The organism is Paenibacillus sp. FSL R5-0912, from assembly GCF_000758605.1.
Taxonomy (GTDB): Bacteria; Bacillota; Bacilli; order Paenibacillales; family Paenibacillaceae; genus Paenibacillus_AQ.
Genome location: NZ_CP009282.1, coordinates 4,775,258 through 4,802,248, shown reverse-complemented (window position 1 = coordinate 4,802,248; position 26,991 = coordinate 4,775,258). Strand labels below are relative to the sequence as shown.

General features: G+C 49.3%; 28 protein-coding genes. 15 read left to right on the top strand and 13 right to left on the bottom strand.

Annotated features, from left to right (window positions below; translation table 11 throughout):
* The first annotated feature begins 7 nt into the window (after positions 1-7).
* Both R50912_RS20315 and R50912_RS35710 read left to right on the top strand, forming a co-directional pair.
* On the top strand, positions 8-1,996 hold the full coding sequence (locus tag R50912_RS20315; protein ID WP_231637682.1) for a chemotaxis protein CheA: 1,989 nt from the start codon (positions 8-10) through the stop codon (positions 1,994-1,996).
* A 79-nt stretch (positions 1,997-2,075) separates the two neighbouring features.
* Positions 2,076-2,249, top strand: coding sequence for a hypothetical protein (locus R50912_RS35710; protein ID WP_197072946.1), 174 nt, complete (start codon positions 2,076-2,078; stop codon positions 2,247-2,249).
* Positions 2,250-2,332: 83 nt separating this feature from the next.
* Here R50912_RS35710 and R50912_RS20310 read toward each other — a convergent pair whose 3' ends face one another.
* Entirely contained in the window at positions 2,333-2,701 is a 369-nt protein-coding gene (locus R50912_RS20310; protein WP_042237426.1) for a hypothetical protein, read from the bottom strand.
* A 179-nt stretch (positions 2,702-2,880) separates the two neighbouring features.
* Between R50912_RS20310 and R50912_RS20305 the strand changes: the two genes are divergently transcribed.
* Together R50912_RS20305 and R50912_RS20300 are read left to right on the top strand one after the other, a co-directional pair.
* Positions 2,881-3,096 (top strand): hypothetical protein, encoded by a 216-nt coding sequence (locus tag R50912_RS20305; RefSeq protein WP_042237425.1) that lies wholly within the window; start codon positions 2,881-2,883, stop codon positions 3,094-3,096.
* Positions 3,097-3,257: 161 nt separating this feature from the next.
* Positions 3,258-4,016: a CPBP family intramembrane glutamic endopeptidase gene (locus tag R50912_RS20300; protein ID WP_042237423.1), complete on the top strand. Its 759-nt coding sequence runs from the start codon at positions 3,258-3,260 to the stop codon at positions 4,014-4,016.
* A gap of 908 nt (positions 4,017-4,924) precedes the next feature.
* Here R50912_RS20300 and R50912_RS20295 read toward each other — a convergent pair.
* From R50912_RS20295 to R50912_RS20280, 4 genes are all read right to left on the bottom strand, one after another.
* Complete coding sequence (locus R50912_RS20295; RefSeq protein ID WP_042237422.1) at positions 4,925-5,881, bottom strand: serine hydrolase domain-containing protein; 957 nt, start codon at positions 5,879-5,881, stop codon at positions 4,925-4,927.
* Positions 5,882-5,938: 57 nt separating this feature from the next.
* Positions 5,939-6,499, bottom strand: a complete 561-nt coding sequence (locus R50912_RS20290) for a hypothetical protein (RefSeq protein WP_231637681.1) — start codon at positions 6,497-6,499, stop codon at positions 5,939-5,941.
* Between the two features lie 239 nt (positions 6,500-6,738).
* A complete protein-coding gene (locus R50912_RS20285) occupies positions 6,739-7,731 on the bottom strand; it encodes an anti sigma factor C-terminal domain-containing protein (protein WP_042237419.1) in 993 nt (330 codons plus the stop codon).
* Positions 7,732-8,226 carry an RNA polymerase sigma factor gene (locus R50912_RS20280; protein ID WP_042237418.1) on the bottom strand — a complete coding sequence of 165 codons (495 nt, stop codon included), beginning with the start codon at positions 8,224-8,226 and terminating at the stop codon, positions 7,732-7,734.
* Between the two features lie 164 nt (positions 8,227-8,390).
* On the opposite strand from R50912_RS20280, the gene R50912_RS20275 reads away from it, so the two are divergent.
* The 3 genes from R50912_RS20275 (at position 8,391) to R50912_RS20265 (ending at position 10,525) form a co-directional block, all read left to right on the top strand.
* Entirely contained in the window at positions 8,391-8,972 is a 582-nt protein-coding gene (locus R50912_RS20275) for a GNAT family N-acetyltransferase (RefSeq protein WP_042237416.1), read from the top strand.
* Positions 8,973-9,118: 146 nt separating this feature from the next.
* On the top strand, positions 9,119-9,676 hold the full coding sequence (locus R50912_RS20270) for a polymer-forming cytoskeletal protein (RefSeq protein WP_042237415.1): 558 nt from the start codon (positions 9,119-9,121) through the stop codon (positions 9,674-9,676).
* A gap of 168 nt (positions 9,677-9,844) precedes the next feature.
* Positions 9,845-10,525, top strand: coding sequence for a hypothetical protein (locus tag R50912_RS20265; protein WP_231637680.1), 681 nt, complete (start codon positions 9,845-9,847; stop codon positions 10,523-10,525).
* Positions 10,526-10,899: 374 nt separating this feature from the next.
* On the opposite strand, the gene R50912_RS20260 is transcribed toward R50912_RS20265, so the two are convergent.
* From R50912_RS20260 to R50912_RS20250, 3 genes are read right to left on the bottom strand one after another with little or no spacing between them, the layout of a single operon-like run.
* Positions 10,900-12,768 carry an ABC transporter ATP-binding protein gene (locus R50912_RS20260; protein WP_042237414.1) on the bottom strand — a complete coding sequence of 623 codons (1,869 nt, stop codon included), beginning with the start codon at positions 12,766-12,768 and terminating at the stop codon, positions 10,900-10,902.
* Positions 12,758-14,605 (bottom strand): ABC transporter ATP-binding protein, encoded by a 1,848-nt coding sequence (locus R50912_RS20255; RefSeq protein ID WP_042237412.1) that lies wholly within the window; start codon positions 14,603-14,605, stop codon positions 12,758-12,760. Before R50912_RS20255 ends, R50912_RS20260 begins: the two co-directional genes overlap by 11 nt.
* 19 nt (positions 14,606-14,624) lie before the next feature.
* Complete coding sequence (locus R50912_RS20250; RefSeq protein ID WP_042237410.1) at positions 14,625-15,749, bottom strand: ArsR/SmtB family transcription factor; 1,125 nt, start codon at positions 15,747-15,749, stop codon at positions 14,625-14,627.
* 238 nt (positions 15,750-15,987) lie between these two features.
* Here R50912_RS20250 and R50912_RS20245 point away from each other — a divergent pair, with 238 nt between their 5' ends.
* Positions 15,988-17,253: a DUF5050 domain-containing protein gene (locus R50912_RS20245; protein WP_042237406.1), complete on the top strand. Its 1,266-nt coding sequence runs from the start codon at positions 15,988-15,990 to the stop codon at positions 17,251-17,253.
* Between the two features lie 179 nt (positions 17,254-17,432).
* Here the strand turns inward: R50912_RS20245 and R50912_RS20240 are convergent, their stop codons facing one another.
* The 3 genes from R50912_RS20240 to R50912_RS33430 form a co-directional block, all read right to left on the bottom strand.
* The gene (locus tag R50912_RS20240) at positions 17,433-18,206 is read right to left on the bottom strand and encodes an AraC family transcriptional regulator (RefSeq protein WP_042242835.1); all 774 of its coding nucleotides are present in this window, start codon (positions 18,204-18,206) and stop codon (positions 17,433-17,435) included.
* A 15-nt stretch (positions 18,207-18,221) separates the two neighbouring features.
* A complete protein-coding gene (locus R50912_RS20235; RefSeq protein ID WP_042237405.1) occupies positions 18,222-18,803 on the bottom strand; it encodes a LysE family translocator in 582 nt (193 codons plus the stop codon).
* A gap of 188 nt (positions 18,804-18,991) precedes the next feature.
* Positions 18,992-19,870, bottom strand: coding sequence for a stalk domain-containing protein (locus R50912_RS33430; RefSeq protein WP_052416560.1), 879 nt, complete (start codon positions 19,868-19,870; stop codon positions 18,992-18,994).
* A gap of 304 nt (positions 19,871-20,174) precedes the next feature.
* Between R50912_RS33430 and R50912_RS20225 the strand changes: the two genes are divergently transcribed.
* Positions 20,175-20,624, top strand: coding sequence for an HIT family protein (locus R50912_RS20225; protein ID WP_042237403.1), 450 nt, complete (start codon positions 20,175-20,177; stop codon positions 20,622-20,624).
* A gap of 83 nt (positions 20,625-20,707) precedes the next feature.
* On the opposite strand, the gene R50912_RS20220 is transcribed toward R50912_RS20225, so the two are convergent.
* A complete protein-coding gene (locus R50912_RS20220; protein ID WP_042138394.1) occupies positions 20,708-21,292 on the bottom strand; it encodes a TetR/AcrR family transcriptional regulator in 585 nt (194 codons plus the stop codon).
* A 160-nt stretch (positions 21,293-21,452) separates the two neighbouring features.
* Here R50912_RS20220 and R50912_RS20215 point away from each other — a divergent pair, with 160 nt between their 5' ends.
* On the top strand, positions 21,453-22,193 hold the full coding sequence (locus tag R50912_RS20215) for an SDR family oxidoreductase (protein WP_081956582.1): 741 nt from the start codon (positions 21,453-21,455) through the stop codon (positions 22,191-22,193).
* Positions 22,194-22,369: 176 nt separating this feature from the next.
* Complete coding sequence (locus tag R50912_RS20210) at positions 22,370-22,816, top strand: DUF1801 domain-containing protein (RefSeq protein WP_042237399.1); 447 nt, start codon at positions 22,370-22,372, stop codon at positions 22,814-22,816.
* Positions 22,817-22,875: 59 nt separating this feature from the next.
* Here the strand turns inward: R50912_RS20210 and R50912_RS20205 are convergent, their stop codons facing one another.
* A complete protein-coding gene (locus R50912_RS20205; protein WP_042237398.1) occupies positions 22,876-23,373 on the bottom strand; it encodes a DUF5677 domain-containing protein in 498 nt (165 codons plus the stop codon).
* Between the two features lie 184 nt (positions 23,374-23,557).
* On the opposite strand from R50912_RS20205, the gene R50912_RS20200 reads away from it, so the two are divergent.
* The 4 genes from R50912_RS20200 (at position 23,558) to R50912_RS20185 (ending at position 26,941) form a co-directional block, all read left to right on the top strand.
* Positions 23,558-24,517 carry a LacI family DNA-binding transcriptional regulator gene (locus R50912_RS20200; protein ID WP_042242829.1) on the top strand — a complete coding sequence of 320 codons (960 nt, stop codon included), beginning with the start codon at positions 23,558-23,560 and terminating at the stop codon, positions 24,515-24,517.
* 92 nt (positions 24,518-24,609) lie between these two features.
* On the top strand, positions 24,610-25,218 hold the full coding sequence (locus R50912_RS20195) for a hypothetical protein (RefSeq protein ID WP_052416557.1): 609 nt from the start codon (positions 24,610-24,612) through the stop codon (positions 25,216-25,218).
* Between the two features lie 32 nt (positions 25,219-25,250).
* Entirely contained in the window at positions 25,251-25,940 is a 690-nt protein-coding gene (locus R50912_RS20190; protein ID WP_042237397.1) for a response regulator transcription factor, read from the top strand.
* The gene (locus tag R50912_RS20185; protein WP_042237396.1) at positions 25,937-26,941 is read left to right on the top strand and encodes a sensor histidine kinase; all 1,005 of its coding nucleotides are present in this window, start codon (positions 25,937-25,939) and stop codon (positions 26,939-26,941) included. Before R50912_RS20190 ends, R50912_RS20185 begins: the two co-directional genes overlap by 4 nt.
* Positions 26,942-26,991 lie beyond the last annotated feature (50 nt).

The following is a 26,991-nucleotide window of genomic DNA, read 5'->3' as shown; positions in this document are numbered from 1 at the left end:
ACAAGTAATGATGATGGAACTATCTGCCTACCGCGATATTTTCATAGAAGAGCTGAATGAGCAACTGGAGCGGATCGACCAATCCCTGCTCACGCTGGAGCATGCACCGGCACCTGAGCTAGTCCAGACAATATTCCGCGCAGCCCACACCATCAAGGGCTCAGCCTCAACCATGGGCTTCCGTGAAATGAGCGATCTGACGCATGAGGTTGAATATGCCCTTGAATGGGTCCGGGAGAAGAAACCGGAGATTACCGGAAAGCTGATTGATACGCTCTTCCGGGCGCTCGACGCCATGAAGCTGCTTCGCACCCAATATATCAGCGGCGGTGATTACGCCGACTGCAGCGCCGTCGTTGCGGAGATTAAGGCATTGATTAATATGCCGGATGAACCACAGCCGGTCCGGTTGCCCGTCTTAAGTCCGGCGGAGAGGCTCCTGGCCGAAGAAGCCGTGGTTGCCGGGTACTCGCTGCTGTCCGTTGCGGTAACGCTCAAAGAGGAGTGCCTGATGAAGGCGGCACGGCATTATATGCTGCTGCAGCGTATCGAAGATGTATGCGGTAAGGTCGTTGCTGTCGCGCTGTCGGCAGCAGCGGCCATCGGAGCAGATGAAGACTCGCGTTACATCCGGTTTGCTGTAGTGGCCGCTGCCGGCAAAGATATTCAGCAGATATCAGAACAGCTGGCGGGTGATTCTGACGTCCAGAGTATTGCCGTCACTCCATTCGTGCCCGGTCCCGAAACGGTTACTGGCGCGGCGGCGGTTGAACCGTCACTGGCGGGGCCTCCGTCTTCCCCGAACATGGAAAGGGGGAACAGTACCCAGCCGACGGTAAGGGTAAGTGTGGAACGTCTGGACCATCTGATGAATCTGGTAGGCGAACTGCTGATCGAGCAGACCTCGCTGGCCGATCTGAGTGCAGCCGGCCTGCGGAATGATCCGGCTAAGGTATTGCCGGGTATAGGCGGAGTGTCGGATCATATGGGCACTATTATCAAGGAGCTGCAGGAAGGTGTAATGAAGACCCGGATGCTTCCGATAGATCAATTGTTCAACCGGTTTCCGCGTCTGGTCCGGGATCTGGCCCATAAGCTGGGGAAGGAGATTGAACTCCTGATCCAGGGAGGCGAGACCGAGCTCGACCGGATGATTATCGAAGAGCTGAGTGATCCGTTGATCCATTTGATCCGCAACAGCACCGATCACGGGATTGAAAGTCCGGAAGCCCGCGTAGAACGCGGGAAATCCCCCAAGGGTATGATTACACTCACCTCTTTTCATGAGGAGAATCAGGTGGTTATCCGCCTGGAGGACGACGGGCAGGGCATAGATGCCGGCAGAATTAAAGCCTCCGCACTTAGCAAAGGCATCATCACTGAAGAACAGGCCGGGTTCTTAACGGCTCAAGAAGCCATCCACCTGATCTTTGAGCCCGGCTTCTCAACGGCTGCCGAAGTAAGTGAGGTGTCGGGCCGGGGGGTGGGGATGGATATCGTACGCAGCCAGATTGGACGGCTTAACGGCATCATTGATATCGAAACGGTACCGGGCCAAGGGACTGTGTTCATAATCCGTCTGCCGCTTACACTGGCCATCATTAAGGGGCTGCTGGTGAATGTATCCGGCCGGGTGCTGATCCTTCCCATGTATAATGTAGCGGAAATAGTGCGTATCTCCCCCGAAGACATTCAGATCATTCAAGGTGAACAGGCGATTATTAACCACGGGCGGATTGTGCCGCTTTCCTGGCTTCGAGACAAGCTGCATTACCCGCGGACCGAGCGCAGCTCCAAGACCATCCCGCTGGTGATTGTCCGGTCCGTGGACCGGATCGCCGCCTTTGCCGTCGATGAGATCATTGGTAATCAGGAGGTGGTCATTAAGTCGCTGGGTGTGTATTTGGGGACGATGAATCATCTCTCCGGGGCAACAATTCTGGGGAATGGGCGGGTTGCGCTGATTCTGGATGCCTCCTATCTGGTCAGCCATTAATTTCATTGCTGCAGGATTTGTATAGAAAACGCTGTAGTTGTGAAAAATATGGAAAGACGTACCAGAAAGGGGTGGAGAGTTGGATATTACGCTGGCTTCAGATGAAGTTATCAGTCGGATCAAGCAGCTTCAGTCTGGTGGAGGTACCGTAAACAAGAAACAGGTCAAGCAGCAGGATCCGGAGTTAATGCGCAGTGCGCTGCATTATTTTCCGAGCTGGGAACATGCCTTGAAGAACGCCGGATTGCTGTAATTGAATCAGATGCGCAAAAAACCGGAAGCTCCGCAGCACACTGCGATTCTTCCGGTTTTTTGCGTGCCGCCAGCTGAATAGGGTTACTTCTTGTGCGGTACAGTCTTGGGGCTCTTGATCTGCAGCTCGATGGCCTGCTGATTCAGCTGCAGCTCATCCATATAGGCTTTGACCTTCATTTGCAGCTTGTGCAGCATTAGGATATGCATATCATGAATACGGTCTTCGATACAGAATGCCGAACAAGCCAGATATCCATCTGTATAGGATTTGGTATCATCCACTACCGTATTCAATTTTTCTTTGTAAATCCGCTTTACAGGGCCGCTTTCGGGTTTGATTTCATAGTAGCGGTTCGTTTCCGTCAGCAGTCTCCAATGAGTGACATCGACATCATATTCATCCTTCTCCAGCTGGACGGTTACTTTAAAGATTTTAATAGGACTGTTCATGTTGAGCGAAACCTCCTGCAACCCCCATACTTATGTTCAATTCTCACTATAGGACTCAGAGATTATAGCATGCGTCAGCCGTATTTCCCACTGGAATATTAGGTAAAGTGATGTGATATATTGCAGTAGCTATTACAATGTAGGATATGACAATACGGTTATTTTAAGGAGAGATTGTATTGAAAAAGCTCATCATCGTAAACGGTACAATGGGCGTTGGCAAGAGTTCATCAGCACTCAGGCAGCGGATGCAGGAAGATCATAGAACGGAGGAGCAGATCAATCGGAGTCTGGAACGGATAAGAACTTATGCAGGAATGCATTCACATACGGTGGATACAAGTGAGATGGGGCTGGATGAAGCAGTTCTGCTGATTAAAAACAGATTGTTGTAGAAGGCGGCAAGTCAGCGGATGAATCCATTCATGTGTTCGCTAGTAGAGGAATGAGAACTGCAGTGAAAATTGTAGTATATTTCCAAGGGATCGTTTACAATAAATCCATTATTGTCCTTGGATGACAATGATGAAACCAACTACATAAAAGGAGATAAGAGATGAAGAACACCGCTGCCAAAGGACACCCTGTTATTTTCTCGCTGATGCTGGGAGTCGTCCTGACCTTTCTAGTTTCAGTAGCATCTGCAGTAGCATCCATTCAGGAGTTTGGAGACATGGGGATAAGGAATGCCCAGGCCTGTGCTTTCCTGGTTATGGCCATCATCGTTACTGTATATATGAAGCGGAAGGATTCCTCACTAGTGAGATTCGGCTTCCGCAAGCTTGACGCCAAGCAGGCCAAACCTGTGCTGTTCTACATCCCCCTGCTGATTCTTGCGGTAGCCCAGCCGGTTATGGCTGGAATCAATGTGAAGATGACGGCGGCTGAAGTGATCAGTATCGTGATCATGACGATGATTGTGGGGTATACTGAGGAATCCATTTTCCGGGGAATCATCAGAGATAAGCTGAAGCATAAGGGCCCTGTATTTTATATTATTTTCTCGTCCGTATTCTTTGGTGTTCTACATATGGTCAATGCGTTTGGCGGAAAAGATATCATAAGCACACTTCTCCAGGTTGCCAATGCACTGCTGCTGGGCTGCGTCCTCGCCTTACTGATTGAGGCAGGCAACAATATCATTCCGCTGATCGCCTTTCATTTCATTTATGATGCTCTGGCGATGGTCAGCAATGACAATGTGGAGAATGAGGTTCTGTTTGTGGGTATTCTGAATATCATGTACTTAATTTATGGTATCTATCTGTTAGTGGTCTTGACCCGGCGGAATGAAAATAATAGTCTGTCCATGTAAATAAACCGGCCGGCATTCTGAAATTTATCCCGAATGCCGGCCGGAAATCTGTTCAATGATAACGCATACATGACATGGATACAGCATGCGGGAGCAAATAATCTTTACAAAGAGTAATCGTTAGACATGGGCATTCTGCTCATAAAGAGTGGGGAATATCAAGGATAATGACGGGATATGCAGTTTTTTGAAGTTTTAAATTTTATCGATCCCAGTGTATAATGTAGACATCACCAAAGGAACCACAAGCAACAATATACAGGTGGTAACCACAGGTGATTGCCTCATTCCTAAATTTAGCAATGAATGAAGGAAAGGAGAGAATCCCGATGTACTAGCGTTAGCGAAGCGTGCCGGAATCGGCTGCTGATAGGGAAGGTGGATGATAACATCTTCTGGCAGATCGTGGGTATGCGGGAACCCAAGAGCAAATCTTTGAAGATGAACCAAAGCTATTCATTCAAGCAAGAGTAATCTTGCGGAAGAAAGAGCGTGATTCCGTTGAAAAAGGTTAGCGAAGCGTACTAAAACGATTCTTCACAGCAGGAAAAGCGTCCGTGAAAACGTTTTTCGTGAAATCGTGTACGCGGGAATCCACCCCATATGCAGGACATGGAGCAACACTCCGAATAGGAGCGAACGGGCAACACGGTAATATGAAATTAGAACAATCACCATGTCAGGGATATGGCTTTGTTACCAGGAGGAAATGATTGAAGTGAATACAGGAATTAACACATAAATCCCCGTGCCTCAAGCAATCAGGCAGCGGGGATTTATGCGTATATACATAAGCTGCTCCATTTCGCCCTTCCGGCTGAAATGGAGTTTTTTGAATTTCTTCAGCGTACAGGAAGAAGGCGGGGAGCTGCTTGGTTTCACCGGAGAGGCAGCTTATTTGCAAGCTGCTAAAGTCCGCTTGGATTCATAAGCTGCGGTGCGATATACTCGCCGAATACGTCAGGCGGCGGATTGTTGCGGCCCCGCATATTGTCCCGGGTCAGCACGACCACCGTCTCAAGCTCCGGCAGTACATATACAAACTGCCCTGCATAGCCCCGTGCATAATAATAATCCACCGCAGCAGACTCTCCGGTTCTGGTATCACCTGCTATTGAGTCTGTCCACCAGTGCCAGCCGTATCCGCCATGGCGGGGCGGCTCAGTCTGCATAGCGGGCTGTGCCGAACGTGCTACCCATTCGCTGGAAATAATCTGCGAATTCTCCCAGACTCCCTGCTGTAAATACAGCTGTCCGAAATTCAGCAGGCTGGCAGGCCCCAGCTTCAACCCGTATCCGCCCGTATGGATGCCTTGGGGATCACTCTCCCACTCATACTCCGTAATTCCGAGAGGTCCGAAGAGATATTGCTCGGCGAATCTTGCTGTGCTCATTCCTGAAGCCTGCACCACAATAGACGACAGTAATTGCGATATCCCTGAGTTGTACTCCATCCGGGTACCCGGTTCATCCGCAAGCGGCTGCTCCAGTACATAGTTCACCCAATGGGGGGAACGGGTCATCTTGGGGAAGGAATTCGCGCCGCCGAATTCGGTCCAGCGAAAGCCGGCAGACATGGTGAGCAGCTGTCCGATTGTAATTTGCTGCTTGCGTGTATCAGCGTCACGGCTGAGCTGCGGGAAGAATTCGCTGATAGGAGCCGAAGGACCGGAAAGCTGGCCTTGGTCCATCGCGATGCAGACCAGCGCGGAGAGTATGCTCTTGGTGCAGGAGTTGATCTTGGCAATCTCGGAAGAAGTGCGCTGATCTCTATAATGTTCAAAGATCAGACGGCCCTGCTGCTGGATCAGACAGCTCCGCAGGTTCAGCGGCTCAAGGGAGTCGGAAAGTGCTGACAGGTTCATAGTTGTGTCCTTTCGTGAAACACACCCGGCCACCGTATGAACGGTGGCCGGGTGGTTCTAATGTAATCCGAAATGCGCCTCAATTCTGGACAGCATCTCTTCTTTGGTAGTATGGGCATTTCTTATATAGTGCTGCACGTGATGCTGTCTTGCCTGCTGCAGAGAACGATGTGTATTCTCAATGATACCATCCAGCGTCTCACGCTTAGCCCGTTCCGGATCGGATAGATCAGGGAAGAGATCCAGCATTCCCCGCAGATGATCACGGTTGAAGTAGTCCCTGCGGATCAGCTCGTCCTCCGCATACACATATACGATCCGCTCGTCACCAGCTATAGCCCGCAGAAATTCCGGTGCAATATCCGTGTCCACCACAATAGGCTTGGCATTACCCATCTGCAGCAGCTCGAGAATGATAAATTCTACGCTTTCTTCCGCAGCAGACACCAGCCACTGGTTCCTGTCGTTATCCGGTCCAAGGAAATACCATTCCCAGTCAACGAAATACCTGAGAATCGCCGGATGGTCCTGCGGATTAGCCAGCTGCTTATATTCAAACGAATGATCATCGGAAGAATAATAATTCATTCCCCACTTGGCGGATATCAATTCGGCCATGGTGCTTTTACCCCCGCACGGCCCTCCGCAAATCCAATACACATGCTTCAGATATTGTTTCAATAAACGGTCTGAAATTTTCAACTTTCATTCCCCCTGTAAATGATTACTGAAGAGCGGGGGATACTCTGATTCTGCTTGCATGAAATGTCCAGGTCGCCGGCATCTGCTTACACCACCTTTGAAGGATTCCTTTGTATTATCTCAGTCTGCTGTATAGATGTCCAATCCAAGGCAGCTTAGTCAGGAAGCGAGGTGGTATCAGAGACAACACCGAAGGTTGATCCTTTGATATAAGCCTGGTTCTGCAGAGCTTCCAGCTGTTTAGCGGTGCCGGTTACGACTGCGCCAATGATTGTGATATCCTCCGGCTCCAGAATATCATTATCCCCGGCCAGGCTCTGATGAACCTGATCTGCTTCCCAGGTGAAGTTCCTGCCGTGCTTGCGCAGCTGCTCGACACTGTTAATGAAGGAGTCCACACCGCCGTAAGGAGCGAACTGCTCGCCGTGAAATCCGTAGATAATCATCGAATCAGCCGCGATGGTTTGCCGCGTTTCCTTCAGGTATTTTTTATAAGAGGGGGTATATGCATCCGTCCAGAACCAGACAGGCTGCACCCCGGCAGGGAGAAGCTTCCGGGTCTCTTCCAGCGTATAGGCTTGGTCAAAAGACAAAGCCAGCTCCACAAGTGTATCGTCTTCCAGCTGCTTCAGCAGACTGATGCTGTCCTCGTACGTTTCATAAGCGATCTCCGGATGGTAAAAGATCATTTCCCGGTCCCCTGTGGCAGAGTTGTAACGGTGTGTGGATGCTGTGCTCAGCTGTTCCGGCAGAGAAATCGCTCCGAATGCGCCATACCTGCCGGTGGAGCGGCCCAGCAGATTATAGGATTCCTCGATGGGCTGCCAGATATAAGGCTTATTTCCCAGCCATTTGTAAGTCTGATTGTAGGTTTCGCCGCCAAAGCTATCTAATTTCACCGACTGGTTGCTGATGTGCACATTGGGGGCGCTGATCTCATTTTTCCAGAGAATCTCTGATTGTACCTTGCTGCCCTGATACAGCCTCAAATGGTAGAGGCCATACCAGATAACGGCGAGAATAATGGGGGTTACGATAACAATGATGCCAATGGTCTTCAGGGTGGAGCGGAGTCTGGCTTTGTGAATGAGCTGCTGAGCCTGCTTCCCTCCGAAAATAAACTGGTCCTGTTCTTGATTCTGTTCCATTTATTGACCCTCCCTATAGTGTTTGATGAATTGGTTTTTGGCGCGCGTAACATGAGTCTTGAGCGTATTCTCATTCATACCGTACAGGGATGAGAGCTCCTTGTAGGTCAGGTTCAGCTCATATTTGAGAATCAGCAGCTCCTGATGCTGCTCAGAGAGCAGAGACAGTGTGTCGCGGATATTCTGTGCGGTTTCCCGCCTCAGCAGCTGAATCTCCGGCAGATGGGTCAAAGAAAGAAGCTGAATGTCGTCAACATCGACCGTGGGATGGCGTTTATCTTTCCTCTTAAGATCATAGAATTGATTAGTCGCTACCCGGAACATCCAGCCCATGACTTGTTTCGGGCCGATGCCATCCTGATAGATTAAGTATTTATAACAGGTGTCCTGAACGATATCTTCAGCATCCTCGCGGGCGAGTCCGCGTTTTCTCAAGTACCGGTATAGCAAAGTTCCGGCTTGCTGCAGAAAGTGATGAATGGTTTCTTTGGCCATGTCCTGCCCCCTTCCCCTATACAACGCTAAGCTCCGTGAAAAGTTTACAGCAGCCGTTACATCCAGTATTCCTTAATTATAAATGTTCACTACCGGCAACCGCCTCACCTATTCAGTTAATATAATATCAGTATGTAAAATATTAGCTGCATCGGAGGGTATCTATGTATCAGGATAAGGAATTGGTGATTCGGCCCATAGCTGAAGGGGATCTGTTCAGACTGTGGGAGCTCTCACATAAAGAGGAAGCACCGGAGTGGAAGAAATGGGATGCGCCTTACTACGAACACAAGCGGATTCCGTGGGAAGAGTATTATGGGAACAGAGCGGAGATTGTTGGATGCGGAAATAATTGGGTAATAGAAGTAGAGGGCGAGGTTATAGGCGACGTCAGTTACTATTGGGAGCATAAGCCATCCTTATGGCTGGAAATGGGCATTATCATCTATGATCCGGCATATTGGAGCAGTGGTTACGGGACAAAAGCTCTCAGGCTATGGATCGGTCATCTGTTCAATGCTTATCCGCTGGTCCGTGTAGGCTATACCACATGGTCCGGGAATGTGCGGATGATTAGGACCGGGGTGAAATTAGGCATGACGATGGAAGCAAGACTCCGGAAATGCCGGTACTACGACGGGCAATTCTATGATTCTATTCGAATGGGACTGCTTAGAGAGGAGTGGGAGGCCTTAGAATTGAAAGGATCAGCCGCTGAAGGTTCGCGTACAAAATTAGACAAATAAGCATGAAATGCCTGCATTTTGCACGATATGAAACAATCAAAATGCTTGTTTGTGAAAAAAGACACAAATTCGTGAAAACTATCACTTTGTTATCATAAAATTTTAATATATAATAAAGTTAATTAAAAGAAACAGGGGGAATAAAAATGAAATTATTCAAAGTTTTAGTAGTAGCAGGGGTATCCGCAGCATTGTTGTCGGGTTGTGGATCGAATAATAATGCAGCTAATGATGCAGGGGCAGCAGCAACTACAGCTCCAGCCACAGAGCAGACTGATGCAAAAAGCACGGCTTCGATCGTTAACCAGGCAGATGCCTTCACTGCTGCTGTAAGCGAAAGCGGCAACTGGATTATAGCGGTTCTGAACGATCTGACCGTGGACAAGGATGTTGTTGTAGCCGGTGAATTCCATGACAAAGGCGATGCAAGTGCAGCAATCTATCGTAAGCTTGCCCTGTATGCACAAGATGCAGACCACAAGGTTACAGCTACCTATACTCTGACAGCACCTAAAGTAACTGTGCAGAGCGAGAACTTCCGCGTTCAAGGCGGTACAATCAAAGGTGACGTATATGTAGAAGCTAACGGATTCAACCTGTACAAAGATGCTACCATCGACGGCAACCTGTACTATGCAAGTGAAGATGTGAAGGCTACTGCTGTGATCGAAGGCAAAGTAACCGGAGCAAATGAAGTTAAATAATCAATCCTAATACAGCAGCTACATTAGTATATTGTATTGCAAACAGCCTGTAGACAGGCCCTCTGGGGCTGGCTCTATGGGCTTTTTTGTATTCTGTCCGGAAATATTCTATAGTATTATGGAAGGTATTGTAAGCGTAAACACATGGGACAGGGGATGCAATTATTCATGAAGAATAGCCGGAGATTGGGGATGGCTGCCGGAGTGATTCTAGTTTCCGTAGCCGTACTCTATTTACTTTTGTATATGTATGAAAGACCTGGCGGATGGTCTGACCAGCGGATGTCCCGCTCACTCGGAATGGAGCAGACCCTCCAAATTCCACTTGGCAAAAGTCCGGAAGAAGCTGTCCGGCTGTTCCGCGGCTCCGACTCGATGACAGTAATTCATCAGGAGCCTGCAGCCAGAGGGGAGCTGGTATTTCTTACCCGGGCGGGCCAGCAAGATAGCAATAATCTTCAAGTAGAGTATGTCCGCAAAACCTGGCTCGGATGGAAGTGGGTATGGGGAGGCGGCTACGGAATGGGCGGAGATCCGGACAGCTCTGCATTAAACTATATGTGTTTTCCTGAACTGGAGCATATTTCGACTCCATTTCCCATGGTGATCGGAGAAGTTCTGAACCCGTCCATTCAGCATATTACAGTCGAGCAGAAGGAGGCAGGAACGGATACCTCCGAAGCGAAGCTGATTAAAGTCGGATCAGACCGGACGATTTGGTTCGCTTTTCAGCCGGTTACGGCGGGTGTCCCGTTTGAGATTGAAGGGTTTGATGAGGACGGGGAAGTGGCTGCTTCCAAAATCATAACAGACGCCAGAGACAGCGGGGCGATTCCGCTTGGTAAATGAAAATAAAAGTGTGGGGGCACTCTCACCCCCTTCGATGATGGAAGTGTTGCACAAAGTACAACAATTTCCTTGTAATATCAGCCGTAATCGCAAATTGTTGTACGAAATGCAGTATTCCTCCGTCATCAAGCCGATAAATGGGATAATTGTTGTATTTCATACAACATTCCGCCCAAATACCCAGTTATCAATGATCCCGAGTTGCAAAACGTACAACATTTCTCTATTGGCCTATTGATGAAGGTGAGCTTACTTAAGAATCTTTATTATAAGTTGCCTGAAAAGAGGACGAAGACTCCGGCGCCGTGCGGACACGGACTGCCAGGGTCTTCGTCTGTATTTGTGATCTATTCCCAAGGATAACTAATGTTATGTTATGCCGGTAATACTGAAGTAAGGGATTTCGCATAGGATGCGGATTCCAATTCTTCAGCCGGTGATGTTCTAAACTGTAAATGATACAGCTCCGCATAGAGCCCATCCTGTTCAATGAGCGCATCATGTGTGCCTTCTTCAACAATTCTCCCATGATCCAGAACAATGATCCGCGAAGCCTCCCTTACCGTTGAGAGCCTGTGGGCAATCACGAGGGTGGTCCGGTCTTTCATCAGCAGATCAAGCGATTGCTGAACCAGCCGTTCGGACTCGTTGTCGAGTGCTGAAGTAGCTTCATCCAGCAGCAGGAGCGGCGCATTACGCAGAAAAGCTCTGGCGATGGCGAGGCGCTGCCGTTGACCGCCTGATATAGTAGAGCCGTGTTCACCGATCTGCGTGTCGTATCCTTCAGGCAGCCGCATAATAAATTCATCTGCACCTGCCAGGCGGGCAGCTTCCCGGATTTCTTCATCGCTGGCATGTTCAGCACTGAACGCGATATTATCCCGGATGCTGCCGGAGAACAGGTAAGGATTCTGCGGTACATAGGAGATCCTCCGGCGCGCCGCCTCAAGGTGATCATGTACACCATAACCGCACACGGTAATACTGCCGGCCTCCGGTTCATAGAGTCCGCAGCACAACCGTACAAGTGTCGTCTTGCCCGAGCCGCTGGGGCCGACAACGGCAACCGTCTCGCCATGCTTCAGCTCAAGACGGATCCCGCTCAGACAGCTTCCCTCCCTGGACTGGGGTCCCTCGAAGCTGTAGTGCAGCCCCTGTATGCTTAGTGCAGCAGCTTCCGCCAAGGCGGTTGCTTCAGCGGCGGCTACCGCTGCGGATACGGCAGTATCCTGTCCAATGCCAGATGCTGCCCCTTCCCGGGGAGCATCAAGAATCTCAAATACACGGTCAGCCGCCCCGAGTGATTCCTGTACCCCGCCCCAAGTCTGCGACATGTGGACGAATGGCCACTGAACACGTCCCATCAGGATGATGAAGGCAAGCACTTCACCCGCCGAGGTCTCACCCCGCAGCGCTGACCTGGCAATAAGGATAGCGCAGCTGATCATTACAACATTATTAATGAATGCAGAAGAATGCCAGAGCAGCGCGTTCAGCAGCGTTTTTTGCTTCTGCAGCCGGTTCAGCTGCTCGCGTTCAGCTGCATACCTGCCCAGCAGCGTATTCTCCAGTGAAAATGAACGGATAACCTTCATCCCCTGGAGGGTCTCCTGCAGGATTCCCCGCAGCAAGGCTTCCTGGGCATAGATTTGTGTGTACAGCTTGCGCAGTCTGCGGTCAAAGAAACGGCCGGACAGAAAGACAACGGGGCCCGTTCCAAGTGCAAGGAGTGCAAGCCAGACATCCATACTGGCCAAATACAGAAATGCAACCAGGCAGAGCAGAAGATTATAACCCAGATCGTAGACCAGACTGCTAATCATCCCCATGGCCGCTCCGGCATCCTTGGTATTCCGGGAGGTCAAATCTCCGGAATGCATGGCTTCCAGCTGGCGGTAAGTCAGCCGGTGGCTGGCATCAAACAGCTTCGTCCGGAAATCCCAGGCCATCCGGCTGTGTACGGTGAAGCGGAGATAATGCTGCAGCATAAGACAGAGAATAATCAGGAAGCAGGCCAGCGAACAAATTAGGGTTATCCGTGTCAGGGACTGCATATTGGTACTGTTAATTGTATCAATGAAAACCTGCTGAACCGTAGCAAATCCGACATCCAGGGCAAGCCTGGCCATTAGCAGCACTATTGCTGCCAGAAAGCCGATCTGGTATGGCTTGACATAAGGAAGCAGCCGCTGGAGGGCTTCCCGGAGCCGGATTCGGCCGGATGAAGATGATTTAGTATTCATTTTGCAGTCCTCCTCCGGCAGCAGCCTCTGTCTGAATGCCCGCCTGGGCCATAGCATGATATTTGCCTTGCAGTGCCATTAACTCCATATGGGTCCCTTGTTCAACAATTGCTCCGGCCTCCATGAAGTAGATATGATCAGCGTACTTAATAGTTGAGAGCCGGTGGGCGACTACAACCGTTGTCCGGTTCGTCATCAGGGCCTTCAAGGCCTGCTGGACAATCTCCTCATTATGGCTGTCAAGCGCAGCCGTAGGTTCATCCAGCAGCAGCAGTCCCGGCTCGCGGACGAATGCCCGGGCAATGGAGAGCCGCTGGCGTTCACCTCCCGACAACGTAAGCCCTCTTTCTCCGATGACCGTCTCATACTGCTGTGGAGTCTGCATAATGAAATCGTGGATGCCTGCATTCTGTGCGGCAGAGATCACCTCTTCACGGGAGGCTTCCTGCCGCCCCCAGGCAATATTCTCGTATAGTGTTCCTGAGAATAGATAAGGCTCCTGCGATACATAGGCGATACGGCTGCGCCAGCTACGCGGCGGAATGGTTTGTAAGGGCATACTGCCATGATGAATGCTTCCTCCGTCAGGCACATAAGCGGCAAGCATTAGCTGAAGAATTGTGCTCTTGCCGCTCCCGCTGGCTCCGGCGAAAGCGGTAACCTTACCTGGCTCAATCCGCAGCTGAGTTTCAGTTAATACCTTCGTTTGTCCGTACCCGAAGCTGACATTGTTGAATATGAGCGGCTCCTGTCCGGCAAGTGGCAGATTAACGGTATCCCATGCTTCAGCCAGATGCCCTGCGGTACCGGGATTAGCAGGGCTGATGCCTTCTTCGGTTAAATCCATGATTTCAAATAAACGCTTCCCCTGTGCCAGCGAAGCCTGCAGTTCTGTCCACAGGTTGGCAAGCCGCGATACCGGATTCGAAATTTGTTCAAAGCAAATGAGAAAAGCAGCAACGGCGCCTACATCAATCCGCCCTCCAATTACAAGATAGCCGCCATAGGAGAGTACATACAGCAATCCGCCCAGAATAACGGCCAACGGCATATTGTAACCTACAGCCTCTATCCGTGAGACCGGCAGGTGGACTGTGTTAAATTGCCGGACTCTGCTGGTGAATTGCCCGAGTAGACGGGGAGCAAGGGAGAAGGCGCGCACCACCTCAGCGCCTTGTATCGAATCCTGAACGAATGCCTGTTGAGCGCTCTCAATGCTCTGGCGCTGTTCATTCATGGTGCGGAGCCGTGAGGTGAAGGGGAACATAACCAGAGGAACCAGTGCACAGATGATGACTGTCCCCAGTGTCAGAGCAAATTGCAGAGACAGCAGATAAGTGAGCAGAAATGTGATTTGCAGCAGATTGCTGATCAGGTCAATCGTCTTCCGGTTTATTCCCTGCTGTGCGGCTGGAGCGGAGTCATTCATCCGGCTGATCAGATCGGCGGAATGATAACGGTCCAGATCCTTCATCTGAACATTCAGTAATCTTGTCAGCATGGAGATCTGAACCTTAGAGGTGGATTTGATCTCCAGCAGCCCTGAGAGATATGTATTCAGAAAGTGGACTCCGGCATCCGTAATGACGATGACAGCAGCGAAGGTCATTCCCGCTGTAAGACCGGACGTATTGTGGTTAGTTGCCGCATTGATAATCCGCCGCAGCGACTCAGCCAGACCTACAGTTGTGAGTGAGATAACCGCTGCCAGAACACAAAGAATGATGTACCAGCCTGTATAGGGTTTGCCGAGCTTCAGCAACCGGATAAATGTATTCTGGGCAGCGGCGGGCTGTTCATTCAGCGGCGTTGCCCCGGTATTCGTGATCCCGTTCAAGTGGACCCCTCCCGAGCTATCAATTTATGAAATGGTCTTTGTCCAGCATAACTTTAGCCGTCAAGGCCAGCAGACTGCGCAAAGTATCGGTTCTAAGTACATAATACAGCCGGTGATCCATCCGCTGGATGTCCAGCAAATCCAGGAAGAACAGGAAATTGGAATGATATTTCACAGCAGCAGGTGTAATACCGAGGGCTTCGGCAATTTCCTGGCCATAGTGTGGACGCTGCTTCAATAACATCAGGAAGTCCAGCCGCCGTTTATCCGAGAAGGTTTTGAGGAATAATTCAGTTTTCTCCCTGTCTGCTGCAGGTCCATATACCCGGTCATTATGTACGCCGAAAATGACCCAGCCGACCTGTCCGGCATCCGTATGGAACTGTAAGAAGCTGTTGTTGACCTGAGAGACAAAGCTGACATGGAAAGTGGTCGGGATGTCGAACAGTGAAGGCTCATTCTTGTGGACTTCACGAATGAAAACCTCCGGATTGCTGAGGAACTGGGCCTCATACTTGCGGGAGGCCTGCTCGGAAAGCTCGCGGATCCGTTCTTTCCAGTGAACAAATACATCCTGGTTGAATTGACGCAAAAGCTGCAGATACCGCAGCTTGGTCTCCTCAGGATGAGCAAGACATTCAAGCAGCGGCGCATGAGCTTCTGCAACCTCCGGCTGGGGTTTTGTATTGGACACCAATTCTGTAAGCGCCGCAAGATCCTTTTTAACAATCTCCCAATCGTTGCCTTTCAATAATGCCTCCATATTATCGTTGTAGACGCCGTAGACCATCTCTGAAACGATATGCTCCGCAGAGCTGTTCTCCAGCCGGTTGATCAACTCCTCTGCAGTCAGCGTTTCCCGGTGAGTGAAGACCGATTCGAATAAGGGGAAATCCAGGGCATTATGAAAGAAGTCATACCGGAAGAAAAACATCAGCTCACGGGTGAAGTGAGGTGACAATAATCTGCGTGCATCATCGAAGTAGGTTCCCAGCAGCTCATCGGTTTCGATTTTGTAATCCTTGGCCAACTCCGCCACCTGGTCTTCACATGCAAGCATTGCCATGGAAACCACAAGCTCGACAGCTTCGTTGTACTCAAAACGGATATTCTTCAGTAAGGTCTCCTGCAAAGTATCCTTCATAAGGTCCTCCAGTTCAGTATTTAAATTTGATATTAAATATTGGGTTGAATATCACAACATTTAATGACGACTTAATGTTAAAATAAACCATATGCTAGAAATTGTAAAGTGAATATTGTGTGTGCGGACGCTAATCTACCGGATGGAGATTTATTGATATTGTGGAAGAATGATGAACGGAGGTGTAGAATACATAGGAGCTGTACGTTCAGAAATAAATAACTGAGAGGTGTTCTCCTTGAGGAAATGGATCATTATTGCCCCGCTGCTCTTTAGCTTAACGGGTATGGCGACAATCTTCGCAGCTCCGGCGGATCAGCCGGCGGTTACAGTTACAGTCAATGGTAAGCTGGTGAATTTCGATGTACAGCCTGTGAATGATCAAGGTACGGTATATGTTCCCCTCCGCTTCGTGGCGGATGAACTGGGCGGGATGATTGTTCCGGGGAATAATAAAGCAATCCTAATTTCCAAAGGAACCATTACACTGAGTATAACGGCGGGGTCTACCGCAGCCTACAAGAACCAGCAGCCCTTCACACTGGCAGCTGCTCCGAGGCTGGTGAATGGAAGGATGCTGGTGCCGCTCCGGGTGCTTTCTGAGGTTTTTGAAGCCTCGGTTACTTATGCAGACGGGCAGGTCGCGATCACACAGGAAGAATCCGTACAACCCGCAGGTCCTGGTGTAATGGGGAATTCGATAGGCAATCTGAACAATTGGGGCTTGTATGCGGCCGACAATGAATGGGTCTATTTCAATAATCCGCTAGACTCGGGGAGACTCTATAAACAGAAGAAGGACGGTACTGAACTTCAGAAGCTTAGCGATGACGAATTTGCGGCTTATATTAATCTTGTAGGCGGAAAGCTGTATTATACGGGCGACAACAACAAGCTGTTCAGCATGAATACGGACGGGTCGGCGCGGACGATGATTCGAGATTTTGCCGTCGGGAAGAACCTCGTGTCGGTTGTTGATGACTGGATCTACTTCACGCAGGGGAACTCGTCGATGAATAAGCCGCTCTACCGGATGAAGACCGACGGCAGCTCCAGAACGGTGCTTGAACAGTACGGGGTATCCAGCCTGGCGGTGTATGGCGGCAAGATCTACTATACGATTGACTTCAGCAAGCTGTTTGTTATGGACCTTGACGGCAGCCGCAAGAAGAAGCTGCTGGATGGCGGATACATCACTAATATAGTGATGAAAGATGATATCATGTACCTCAATTTCAAAGAGCATTTATATACGATGAATATAGATGGAACCGGATTAACCCAAATTTCCGCTTTGAATGGCAGAGAGATGAATCTTAGCGGAAACTATTTGTACTTCAGCAATTACTCCGAGTACAGCAAGAAGCTGTTCCGGCTCAATCTTAGCGATTATACCAGCGAGAAGCAGAGCGATGACAAGACCTTATATATCCATATCGTGGATAACAAGCTGTATTATATGAATGCAACAACCAACCGTTTCGTAGAAGTTGACATCGAATAGAGGGAGGGATGATTCGAGACAAGGCATGAGGGCCAACGTTACCCGCATTACGGGCGGTTTCTGAGCCTTGAGCAGGACCGTCTGGTGGATAAGGTGCTGGCACCAGAGTAATAGAGTGGATTCCGCAGCATAAGAAGTAGATAAAGGTACAGAGCTATGCTGGCGCAGAAGAATATGGATTAAGCCAGCTGTGACATGTATTCATAGGCTGTAAGGCCGAAGACACTTTTGAAATGCCGGTTCAGGTGAGTCAGGTCTGTGAAGCCGTATTCGGCTACTGCGGAATAGATATCCTTGTTCTTCTCGATCGATTGTCTGGCATGTTCAACCTTGCAGTTCAGGAAGAATTGGTAAGGCGAGATGCCTGTATGTGATTTGAACTCGCGGATGAACTGATATTTGGACAGGCCTAACTCCTGTGAGATGTGATCAAGCTTAAGCACTTGGCCGAGGCTGTAGTACATCATTTCCTTGGCTTGTTGAACAAAGGCATTATCGGTCCGCATGGCGGCTTCGATTTCGGTATGGGCGGCCAGATGGGCCAGCTGAAGCAGCAATTCACTGCAAAGTGCGTTGTCAGCGCCGTTCTGGACCGCTTGGTTCAAGGAATAGACGGATTGTGCCAGTTCCCTGTCATAGACGATAGGCGAGGTGAACCGCAGCTCCTGCTTGCCCAGAATCTCTGCAAACTTGGCCGGCTTAATATAGAGCATGACATAATCAATACCTGCTCTATCATAGGAATTGCCGTCGTGGTACTGTTCGGGGTTAAACAACATGACACCGCCCGGATGGGAGGAGTGCAGGCTGCCAGCCAGATGATATTGCTGGATACCGCGCAGTGTTACGCCCAGGGCATATTCTTCGTGACAATGCTTTTTGTAAGTGAAATCCGTCATGCTGGCTGATAAGGCGAGAATCTCTGCAGACTTTCTATAATTGAATTGTTCCACCTTAATCACCGCCCTCTATAAAATTCCGGATACCATTACAGCAGAGTATACTAGAAAAAGTGCCATGATACTATTCATCACCCGCTGATGCCGCTGCAGAAAGCTCTTGAATATGGAGCCGAATACGACCCAGGTAGTGAATGCCAGAAAACCGATCACAGTAATTACCAGAACGAAGATGAAGGCTGCTGCGGGTGAACTATAATAAGGCATAACATAACCCGGGATAACGGTCAGCGTGAACAGCAGCACCTTCGGATTGGCGAATTGCATCAGCAGCCCGGAGACGAAGCCGGAGGAGTGGCGGGAATTGTCCTCGGTACGGCCCATCCTGTAGACCTGGTAAGCCAGGTAGAGCATGTACAAGCTGCCGATGATCTGCATGACGCCGAGAATATGCGGGATGATGTTCGCAAGCATGCGGTTCAGCAGGGTGGAGGCGGCAAGCAGCAGTCCAAACGCCAGTGTGGCTCCGCCGACGTATTCCATTGTTTTTTTGGCCCCGTGATGCTGCACGGAAGATAGAATCACAATATTGGTAGGGCCGGGTGTGAAGGTTACCACAATACAATAGATGATGAAAGAAACGATATTCATGATGGCCTCCAGGTGAAGTAGTCACATGAATATACACCCGGCAGGGAAATGGCTATAGTACATTATTGCAGCTTCCCGCGCGAGAGGCATCATCCACCAAACTTTTGAGAAGCTCTATTTCTTTTGGGTATATCCAAAAAAGGTGTGCAAGCCATCATGGGCCCGCACACCTTCTATTCATTTGGAAGTTAGATATTGACTGCTACAAGATAATAAGTGTTCGTTTCTTTATCCATATCAAATTCAAAAAAGACACTAAATGAAGATATGAAGAAACCGGGTAATTCTACTTTGTAGCACAATGTAGTAGAGGTTGAATATTTTTCAGACCAGGTTGTGTCTAATTTCACATCACTAAGTGTGGCACTCTTTAAAATGCCCGCATATTTCGTAATAACTGCACTTTCATTCAATTTTACTACCCCGGAGATCGATTTAGCTGCATTGTCCTTCGATGTTTTTTTGTAGCCCATGTCGTAGTCATTTAAATCGTCAATCACATATTTATCGATTAAAGCATTATAGCTTGAGTTGGATCCGGAAGTTAAGGCATTTCCGTAAGCTTGGATAAAAGCTAATGCTACAGATTTGTTGTTTTCGCCTACTGCAGTGAGATCATGATTATAAGGCAGGGTGAGCAGTCCACTTGGAAGGCTGCTTGACTGAGAGGCAGGGGCGGTAGCTGCTGGAGCAGTTGTTACTGGTACATTGGTGACTGGTGTAGTCGTAGCTGATGATGAATCATTATAAGGTTCTCCGGCGTTGGCACTTCCAGTAGTTGTAATGGCGACGGTTTTAGTACCGGCATTCCAAAGAACGGATGCATTCATTGCTTCACCGACTGCCTTGGCAGGAAGGTAGGTTGAACCATTGTATACTAGAGGGGAGAGTTTATTTCCATTTGCATCTTTAGGAGTCCACGAAACGCCATTCACAGTAAACTTAATAGTACTATTAAGGTAAGCTTGTACTAACGAAACCCCGTCTGCAGCGTAAACCCCTACAGCCCCGCAGAACAACCCGGTAGCCAAAATGGAAGAGATAAATACTTTTTTTGTAATATTCATACTAAATAATTCCTCCTACTCACTATATGATATTTGTCCTATGTATTAAAATCTCAATAATATATTTATTTTCCTTTCTAAGGAATTTATATTGCTTTAGTATTATCGACATCTGTAATGTTATTATTTAGGGGATTTCATAAATATTTATTGCTATACAGAGTCAACTTAAGAATCTGACTTGTTGCATGGACCATGCCCTGCTCCGAAAGAGGTTTGTCTATCGGCCGGCCATCATTTTTAAGTTCAGCTTATATAAGTGGTGATAATGGACTGTTACTTATCTTATGGGAGGTTTCACAATATGGAAGAATGTTTGATTTGCAGCCGCATTAATATGATCAAAGATGGCACGAATAAGTACTTTGTAGCCGAGCTCGAGACAGGGTATGTGGTACTTGGAGACCATCAATATTTCGAAGGCTACACTTTATTTTTGGGTAAGGAACATAAACGCGAGCTGCATGAACTGGACAGCGGCTACAAACAGAAATTTCTGGTCGAAATGAGCATCGCAGCAGAAGCGGTGTATAAGGCATTCAAGCCGTACAAATTAAATTATGAGCTGCTGGGAAACGGCGATTCGCATATGCACTGGCATATTTTCCCGAGACAGCTGACAGAACCGAATCCGGCACATCCCGTCTGGTTGACACCCAGAGAAACGATGTATTCAGACAGCTGCAGACCCAGTGAGGAGAGACTGGCCGAATTGAAGCAGGCATTATTAACCGAACTCAATAAGTTAATCTAATTCAGCGTACCTAGTGGTTAACCCGGAAGCCCTGATCCCCGGCTGCGAATCCCGCATCTTTCCTAAGTGGAAGGGGTGCGGGATTATTGATGTCCCCTATACATTGTATTACCCTCAAACAAGCTCCGCACCTGCTGCGCCATCTCTTCCGGAGCATGCGGCATCCGGTTCTGAATCCACCACTCTACAGTGCCCACGAAGGCCGAGGCCATGAAATGGGCAATGAGCTGCTTATCCATTCCTTCAGGAACAGACTTCTCCATCTCCAGCTTATGAATTACATTCGCCGAGACAATCTCCAGCAGGCGTTCACGGAAGATTGTGGTTCTCTGGTTGGCAAGCATAGCGGAGAAGAACAGGAAGTTCTGTTCGAAATAGAGAAATACCGGCTTCATTTCGCTGATGAGTCCAACATCTCCGTCCGGAGTGCGGGTCATATTGCAGGATAGGAACATTCTGCCCAGGTGATCCTCGATGCATCTGTTGAGCAGATCATATTTGTCGGTGTAGTGCAGATAGACGGTCCCCCGGTTTACATTTGCCCGTTCCGCGATATCGTTAATCGTGATTTGTTCCAGCTCCTTCTCCCCAAAAAGCTCCAGAAAAGCTCTGTTAATCGCTTCTCTTGTTCTCAGAATCCGTCTGTCTGTCTTGATTCCGGTACCCATGATGATGAACCTCCTTCAGTTAATGAACACATGGCCTGCGCATGTTGCATATAGGACATTTCCGCTTACATTAGCGATTGAATTGCCATCTCATCTCTATATAATAATAATCAACACCAGTCAGATAATCAACACAAGTTGAATAAAGGAGAGGTCACACGTGGAAAATAAACCATCCAAAGTAATCATCATTACGGGAGCTTCAAGCGGTATAGGCGAAGCTGCAGCCCGGCTGCTGGCTCAAACCGGCGCAAAGCTCGTCTTGGCAGCCAGAAGAACCGAGCGCCTGCAGACCATCGTCAGTGAAATTGTGCAGGAAGGCGGTAATGCCGTTTATCTGCAGACCGATGTAACTTCTGCGGAGGAGCTGGAGAAGCTGGCAAGGTTCGCCCTGCAGCAATACGGACGGATCGATGTACTGGTGAATAATGCCGGGGTAATGCCCGTATCCATGCTGCAGGAGCTGAAGGTACATGAATGGGATCAGATGATCGATGTCAATATCAAAGGCGTACTGTATGGCATCGCAGCCGTTCTGCCGATTATGAGGGAGCAGCAGTCGGGGCATATCATCAACCTGTCCTCAGTAGCAGGTTATAGCGTAAGTCCGTCATCAGCGGTATACAGCGCCACCAAATATGCCGTCCGCGCCATCTCCGAGGGATTAAGGCAGGAAGAATCCCCTGCCTCACATATCCGCTCGACCATTATCTCGCCGGGGATGACGGATACAGAGCTGACCCACACGATCAGCAGTCCGGAAATCCGGGCAATTGCGGGCCAGATGAATAGCATGGCAATATCTCCTTACAGTATTGCCAGAGCGATCGTATATGCGATTAATGAACCTGGTGATACGAGTGTGAATGAGATTGTGATCAGACCGACGATCCTGCCTTAAGGCTGCGCTGAGACAATCAGTAGAGCCGGCCCGTGGGGGAATGATTCAAGCAGCGCAGCTCCTGTTAGCGGGAGGCGCTGCTTTTTGCTATATTTACAGGGTGAGTTCTATAAAGGAATTATTGGGTGTGAAGCGAATTGTTTCAGGGTAACCATTATGAAAGGGTGAGTCTAACCATGGCCTCAAGCTCTAAAGTACCCGCAGCTGGGCGCAGCAAGACCGTGAAACTGACCGGACCGGAACAGGTATCCTTATTTCTGAAGGAGCTGGAGCATCCGCTTAAAGATGAGATCGAAGAAGTGCGGAAGATAATCCTGAGTGCGGATGAAGACATCACGGAGCAGATAAAGTGGAACGCGCCGAGTTTCTGCTACAACCAGCAAGACCGTGTAACCATGAACTTGCAGGGGAAAGGCTTCTTCCGGCTGATCTTCCATACCGGTGCGAAGGTGAAGGAGGAGGCTGCAACGGTACCCTTGTTCACGGATACTTCCGGACTGCTGGAGTGGATCACGGGAGATAGGGCCGTTGTGAAGATTACGGATAGTACGGATTTGGAGTTCAAGCGGGCGGAATTGCCTGCACTAGTCGCCAGATGGATGAAAGAGACTGTTCAAAGCTGACTACACTTCTTGTACGGACATACAGAGGGAAATGTGAACATCGACAATCTTTTTTTATCTTATCTATTCCGGCAGGTTTCCAGCATCAGGGCTGTCAGCTCACAGGATTTCGCCAGCACATCACCGGCTTCTAGCGGGCTGGAGCAGCCGGAAAGAGGGTGTTCAATGACAGGTAGCCACTCCTGCATATTGGTTTCGTCTGCCATCAGCGGAATGTCGAAATCAAACGGCCGGGAAGCTGCGGCGGTGTCATCCAAATAGCGCACAGCCCTTTCATCGGGCTGGAGCAGAATGAATTTCAAGGTAATCGTATATTCGAGCATCAGGCGCAGTATGCAATAAGCCTCATGGCAGAAACCTGAGTTCAGCAGCAGGCGTTCTGCCAGCAATGACGTATGGAATTTGGTCATCAGCTCAAGCGAAACAAGAGACCCCATAGTCTGCGGAAAAGGGTGCCCGATCAGCTGCGCACCCATGAATCCAGCCAGAGCCTCATATGTATTCCATAATTCCCGGTGGTGATTCTTTGGATCAGCTCCGTCATCCTCGTTGTACATCTTCTACTCACCTCTTTTACAATACTTAGCCCGGATTAAGCCTTATTACAGAACCACTGTAATTTATGAAACGCCTTCCATGTCAAATGCTTTATTTGTGGTCTGAATGTAACGCATTCCGGCGGTTTGAGGTAAAATTAAGAGGAGTACAGGCTGTATGCAGCAAGCATGGGAAGGTGGAATTATGGCGAATATCAAAGATATTGCGAAGCTGGCCGGAGTCTCGGTCACAACGGTATCCCGTGTTCTTAACGGTCATCCTTATGTAAGCAAGGCGAAGAGGGAAGCCGTTCTGCAGGCCATGGAGACGGCTGATTATGAACGTAATATTAATGCAGTCCATCTAAGCAGGGGCAGGACGAACCTGATTGGGGTGGTCGTTCCCTATATCACGCGGCCGTATTTCGGGATGGTCGTTGAAGGAATAGCGGATGAGGCTATCAAGGATAATTATAAGCTGGTGCTGATTCAGTCCAACTATGAAGTGGAGCGGGAGCTGGATGCACTGATGATGCTGAAGCTGAAACAAATTGATGCGCTGATTATCTGTTCGCGGACCTGCAGCTGGGAGATTGTTGACGAGTATACGCAGTACGGGCCTATTATTGTGCTGGAGGATGGCAGGGGACATCATGTGTCATCCATATTTATGGATCATTATCAGAGCTTCACCCGTGCGCTTACCTATTTGAGGGGCAAAGGCCATGACAAGGTCGGCTATTGCCTGGCCAGACAGTCCAGTCCTAACAGCAATTTAAGAGAGGCGGCCTACCGGGACTTCTATATGAACCGGAATGAAGCCTATAACCATGACTATATGTTCTATGATTGTGTACAGCTGGAAGACGGGGAATGGATTATGCAGCGGATTCTGAAGATGGACGACCCTCCAACTGCCCTGCTGGTTACCAGTGATCAGGTGGCGGCGGGAATTCTGTCCTTTTGCCGGGAGAATGGGATAGAGGTGCCGGGTCAGCTTGCCATTGTAGGGTTCGACAATCAGCCGATCGCCAGAATGATGCACATCACGACCTTCGAGATACCGCTGGTGGAGATCGGCCGGAGGGCTTTGCTGCAGGCGGTGGACGGGGGCCAGGCCCATGAAGAGATTCAATTGAACATGATTGAGCGGCAGACCGTATGAGTGAAGGCTACAACTTGCCCAAGCCTTTGTCAATTCATCAATGTGAAGTATAATTATCCAATAATTACAATTTCCAGCGGGGAGTAATGGGGATGAAGAGACTTAAGATGATGACAAGTGTGCTGGCGGTCATATGTGCTGCGGGTTTGCTGGCAGGCTGCAAGAATGAGGGGAATACCGTTAATAATGCTGCTGGTGAAACTGCCGGTCATACAGTTGCCCAGATGCTGGATATGAGAGGTTTCTATACAGGGTTCACAGGACTGCCCGGAGATTATACAATGATGGATGCCGCAGCCCGCGGTTATGTGGTTAAGCACAATTTAGAGGTGGTTGCAGGCGGGGCAGTATGGGACCGGTTTGTTAAAGCGTCTGCGCAAGGTTTGGATAACGGGATTCGGCTGGCCGCTTTTTATGACAATGAAGAGGGCATTTCTTCTTCTTATTCTGACTTATTCTTTCAGGATGGCAAATATTGTATATTTGAGAGTGCTAATGAGAGCGGTGAACCAGCACCCTTTTCTTATTTATTAACCTTGAGGGGCAAATCCGGAAATCCTTCAAGAGACACAACAGTTACTTTATTGACGAATGACAGCACGTTAACCTTCGACAAGTATATGACAGCGCTGTACTCCAGTAACACTGAGGTTATCAAAAGTGTTTTGCCGAATCAGCTAATCAGTTTCCAATTGGATTAATGAATAGCATTATTACAGAAGGAGAGTCTCTATTGTTTAAAATTATGCTGATTGAAGACGACATCACCCTGTTCGGGGAGATTAAGGAAAGACTGTCCCAGTGGTCGTATGAGGTATACGGAATCACGAATTTCGGCAAGGTCCTGCAGGAATTTACGGAGGTGAAGCCGGATCTGGTGGTGATTGATATTCAGCTGCCGCAGTTCGACGGATTCCACTGGTGCCGGATTCTGCGGTCTCACTCCAACGTGCCGATTATCTTCCTCTCCTCCCGTGATCATCCGAGTGATATGGTGATGTCCATGCAGCTGGGAGCGGATGACTTCATTCAGAAGCCGTTTCACTTCGAAGTGCTGATTGCCAAAATCCAGGCCACACTCCGCCGGGTCTACAATTATAGCTCCGAACGTACAGAGCTGAAGACCTGGCGCGGGGCAGCGATTGAATTCGTGAAGAATACAGTAACTAACAGCCAGGGAGCGGCTCTTCTGACCAAGAACGAGATGCTGATCCTGAAAATACTCATCGAACGCAAAGATCAGATTGTGGACCGCGAAGAGATGATTAAGAGCTTATGGGACAATGAGCATTTCGTGAGTGACAATACCCTTACGGTGAACGTAAACCGGCTGCGCAAAAAGCTCGAACCGCTGGGACTGGATTCTTTCATTGAGACCAAGGTCGGGCAAGGGTATATGGCGACCGAAGAGGCGGCAGAATGATAAGGAAATACATAACCGAGAAGCGGAGCTGGCTGCTGCTGCTTGCCGCCTTGCAGCTGATCATTATTTTCGTGGCCTATGTTGATTCTGCCATTCCCCTGCTGCCAGTGCTGTACATTGTGCTGCTGAATACACTGCTCTGTCTGGGCTTCGTATTTCTGCGGTATTCCAAGGAGACGAGGTTCTACAGAAGCCTGGAAGCCTGGGATCAGATCTATGACCTTCATGCTGTGATTGAGCCCGGCAGTCCGCTGGAGTGGATCGTCCATGAGGCGGTTATCGCCCAGACTGACAGGTACAAGCGGGAATCCTCCGTCAATTACCACCTGCTGGAGTCTGAGAAGGATGAGCTGCTGTCCTGGATTCATGAGGTCAAAACACCACTCACTGCCATGCAGCTGATGATTGAGCGGCTGCCGGATGAAACCCTGCAAAGACAGCTGATGTACGAATGGCTGCGGATTCATCATCTGCTCGACCAGCAGCTTCATCAGAAACGGATTCCTTTCATGCGCAATGATCTGTTCATTGAGAATGTAAGACTGGAGCCGATTCTGAATCAGGAGATCCGGGCGCTGAAATCATGGTGTATCTCCAAAGGAATCGGATTTGATGTAGACCTCGAGGTGGAAGACGTGCTGACCGACGGTAAATGGCTGGCCTTCATGCTCAGACAGCTGCTGACGAATGCGGTGAAATACAGCGCAGCCTCGGATATCCTGATCAGGAGCGGTGAAACGGACGGTCATATCGTGCTTACCATCGAAGACAGCGGCCAGGGCATTGATCCCAGGGATCTGCCGCGGATTTATGACAAAGGCTTCACGTCATCGCGCGAGCGTCAGGATAGCGCAGCCACCGGTATGGGCCTCTATCTGACCCGGCAGGTGGCGGAGCCGCTGCTGATTAGCATTCATGCAGCATCCGTACCCGGGGAAGGGAGTATATTTACGCTGACTTTCCCCCGGGAGAACGACTTTCAGAGAGTGACTGGCATGTGACAATAATGTCACATGCTTCTTCACATTGTTCGGCGAAGCGCAGGAAAAGG

What these genes read in the sequence shown, in the direction of transcription:
- R50912_RS20295 (WP_042237422.1), bottom strand. Translation starts at nt 5,881, where the DNA reads ATGAACCTGTCAGCACTTTCCGACTCCCTTGAGCCGCTGAACCTGCGG.
- R50912_RS20300 (WP_042237423.1), top strand. Translation starts at nt 3,258, where the DNA reads ATGAAGAACACCGCTGCCAAAGGACACCCTGTTATTTTCTCGCTGATG.
- R50912_RS20265 (WP_231637680.1), top strand. Translation starts at nt 9,845, where the DNA reads ATGAAGAATAGCCGGAGATTGGGGATGGCTGCCGGAGTGATTCTAGTT.
- R50912_RS20210 (WP_042237399.1), top strand. Translation starts at nt 22,370, where the DNA reads ATGGCCTCAAGCTCTAAAGTACCCGCAGCTGGGCGCAGCAAGACCGTG.
- R50912_RS20205 (WP_042237398.1), bottom strand. Translation starts at nt 23,373, where the DNA reads ATGTACAACGAGGATGACGGAGCTGATCCAAAGAATCACCACCGGGAA.
- R50912_RS20220 (WP_042138394.1), bottom strand. Translation starts at nt 21,292, where the DNA reads ATGGGTACCGGAATCAAGACAGACAGACGGATTCTGAGAACAAGAGAA.
- R50912_RS20260 (WP_042237414.1), bottom strand. Translation starts at nt 12,768, where the DNA reads ATGAATACTAAATCATCTTCATCCGGCCGAATCCGGCTCCGGGAAGCC.
- R50912_RS20280 (WP_042237418.1), bottom strand. Translation starts at nt 8,226, where the DNA reads ATGGCCAAAGAAACCATTCATCACTTTCTGCAGCAAGCCGGAACTTTG.
- R50912_RS20185 (WP_042237396.1), top strand. Translation starts at nt 25,937, where the DNA reads ATGATAAGGAAATACATAACCGAGAAGCGGAGCTGGCTGCTGCTGCTT.
- R50912_RS20275 (WP_042237416.1), top strand. Translation starts at nt 8,391, where the DNA reads ATGTATCAGGATAAGGAATTGGTGATTCGGCCCATAGCTGAAGGGGAT.
- R50912_RS20250 (WP_042237410.1), bottom strand. Translation starts at nt 15,749, where the DNA reads ATGAAGGATACTTTGCAGGAGACCTTACTGAAGAATATCCGTTTTGAG.
- R50912_RS20315 (WP_231637682.1), top strand. Translation starts at nt 8, where the DNA reads ATGATGATGGAACTATCTGCCTACCGCGATATTTTCATAGAAGAGCTG.
- R50912_RS20290 (WP_231637681.1), bottom strand. Translation starts at nt 6,499, where the DNA reads ATGGCCGAATTGATATCCGCCAAGTGGGGAATGAATTATTATTCTTCC.
- R50912_RS20285 (WP_042237419.1), bottom strand. Translation starts at nt 7,731, where the DNA reads ATGGAACAGAATCAAGAACAGGACCAGTTTATTTTCGGAGGGAAGCAG.
- R50912_RS20270 (WP_042237415.1), top strand. Translation starts at nt 9,119, where the DNA reads ATGAAATTATTCAAAGTTTTAGTAGTAGCAGGGGTATCCGCAGCATTG.
- R50912_RS20310 (WP_042237426.1), bottom strand. Translation starts at nt 2,701, where the DNA reads ATGAACAGTCCTATTAAAATCTTTAAAGTAACCGTCCAGCTGGAGAAG.
- R50912_RS20195 (WP_052416557.1), top strand. Translation starts at nt 24,610, where the DNA reads ATGAAGAGACTTAAGATGATGACAAGTGTGCTGGCGGTCATATGTGCT.
- R50912_RS20225 (WP_042237403.1), top strand. Translation starts at nt 20,175, where the DNA reads ATGGAAGAATGTTTGATTTGCAGCCGCATTAATATGATCAAAGATGGC.
- R50912_RS20235 (WP_042237405.1), bottom strand. Translation starts at nt 18,803, where the DNA reads ATGAATATCGTTTCTTTCATCATCTATTGTATTGTGGTAACCTTCACA.
- R50912_RS33430 (WP_052416560.1), bottom strand. Translation starts at nt 19,870, where the DNA reads ATGAATATTACAAAAAAAGTATTTATCTCTTCCATTTTGGCTACCGGG.
- R50912_RS20200 (WP_042242829.1), top strand. Translation starts at nt 23,558, where the DNA reads ATGGCGAATATCAAAGATATTGCGAAGCTGGCCGGAGTCTCGGTCACA.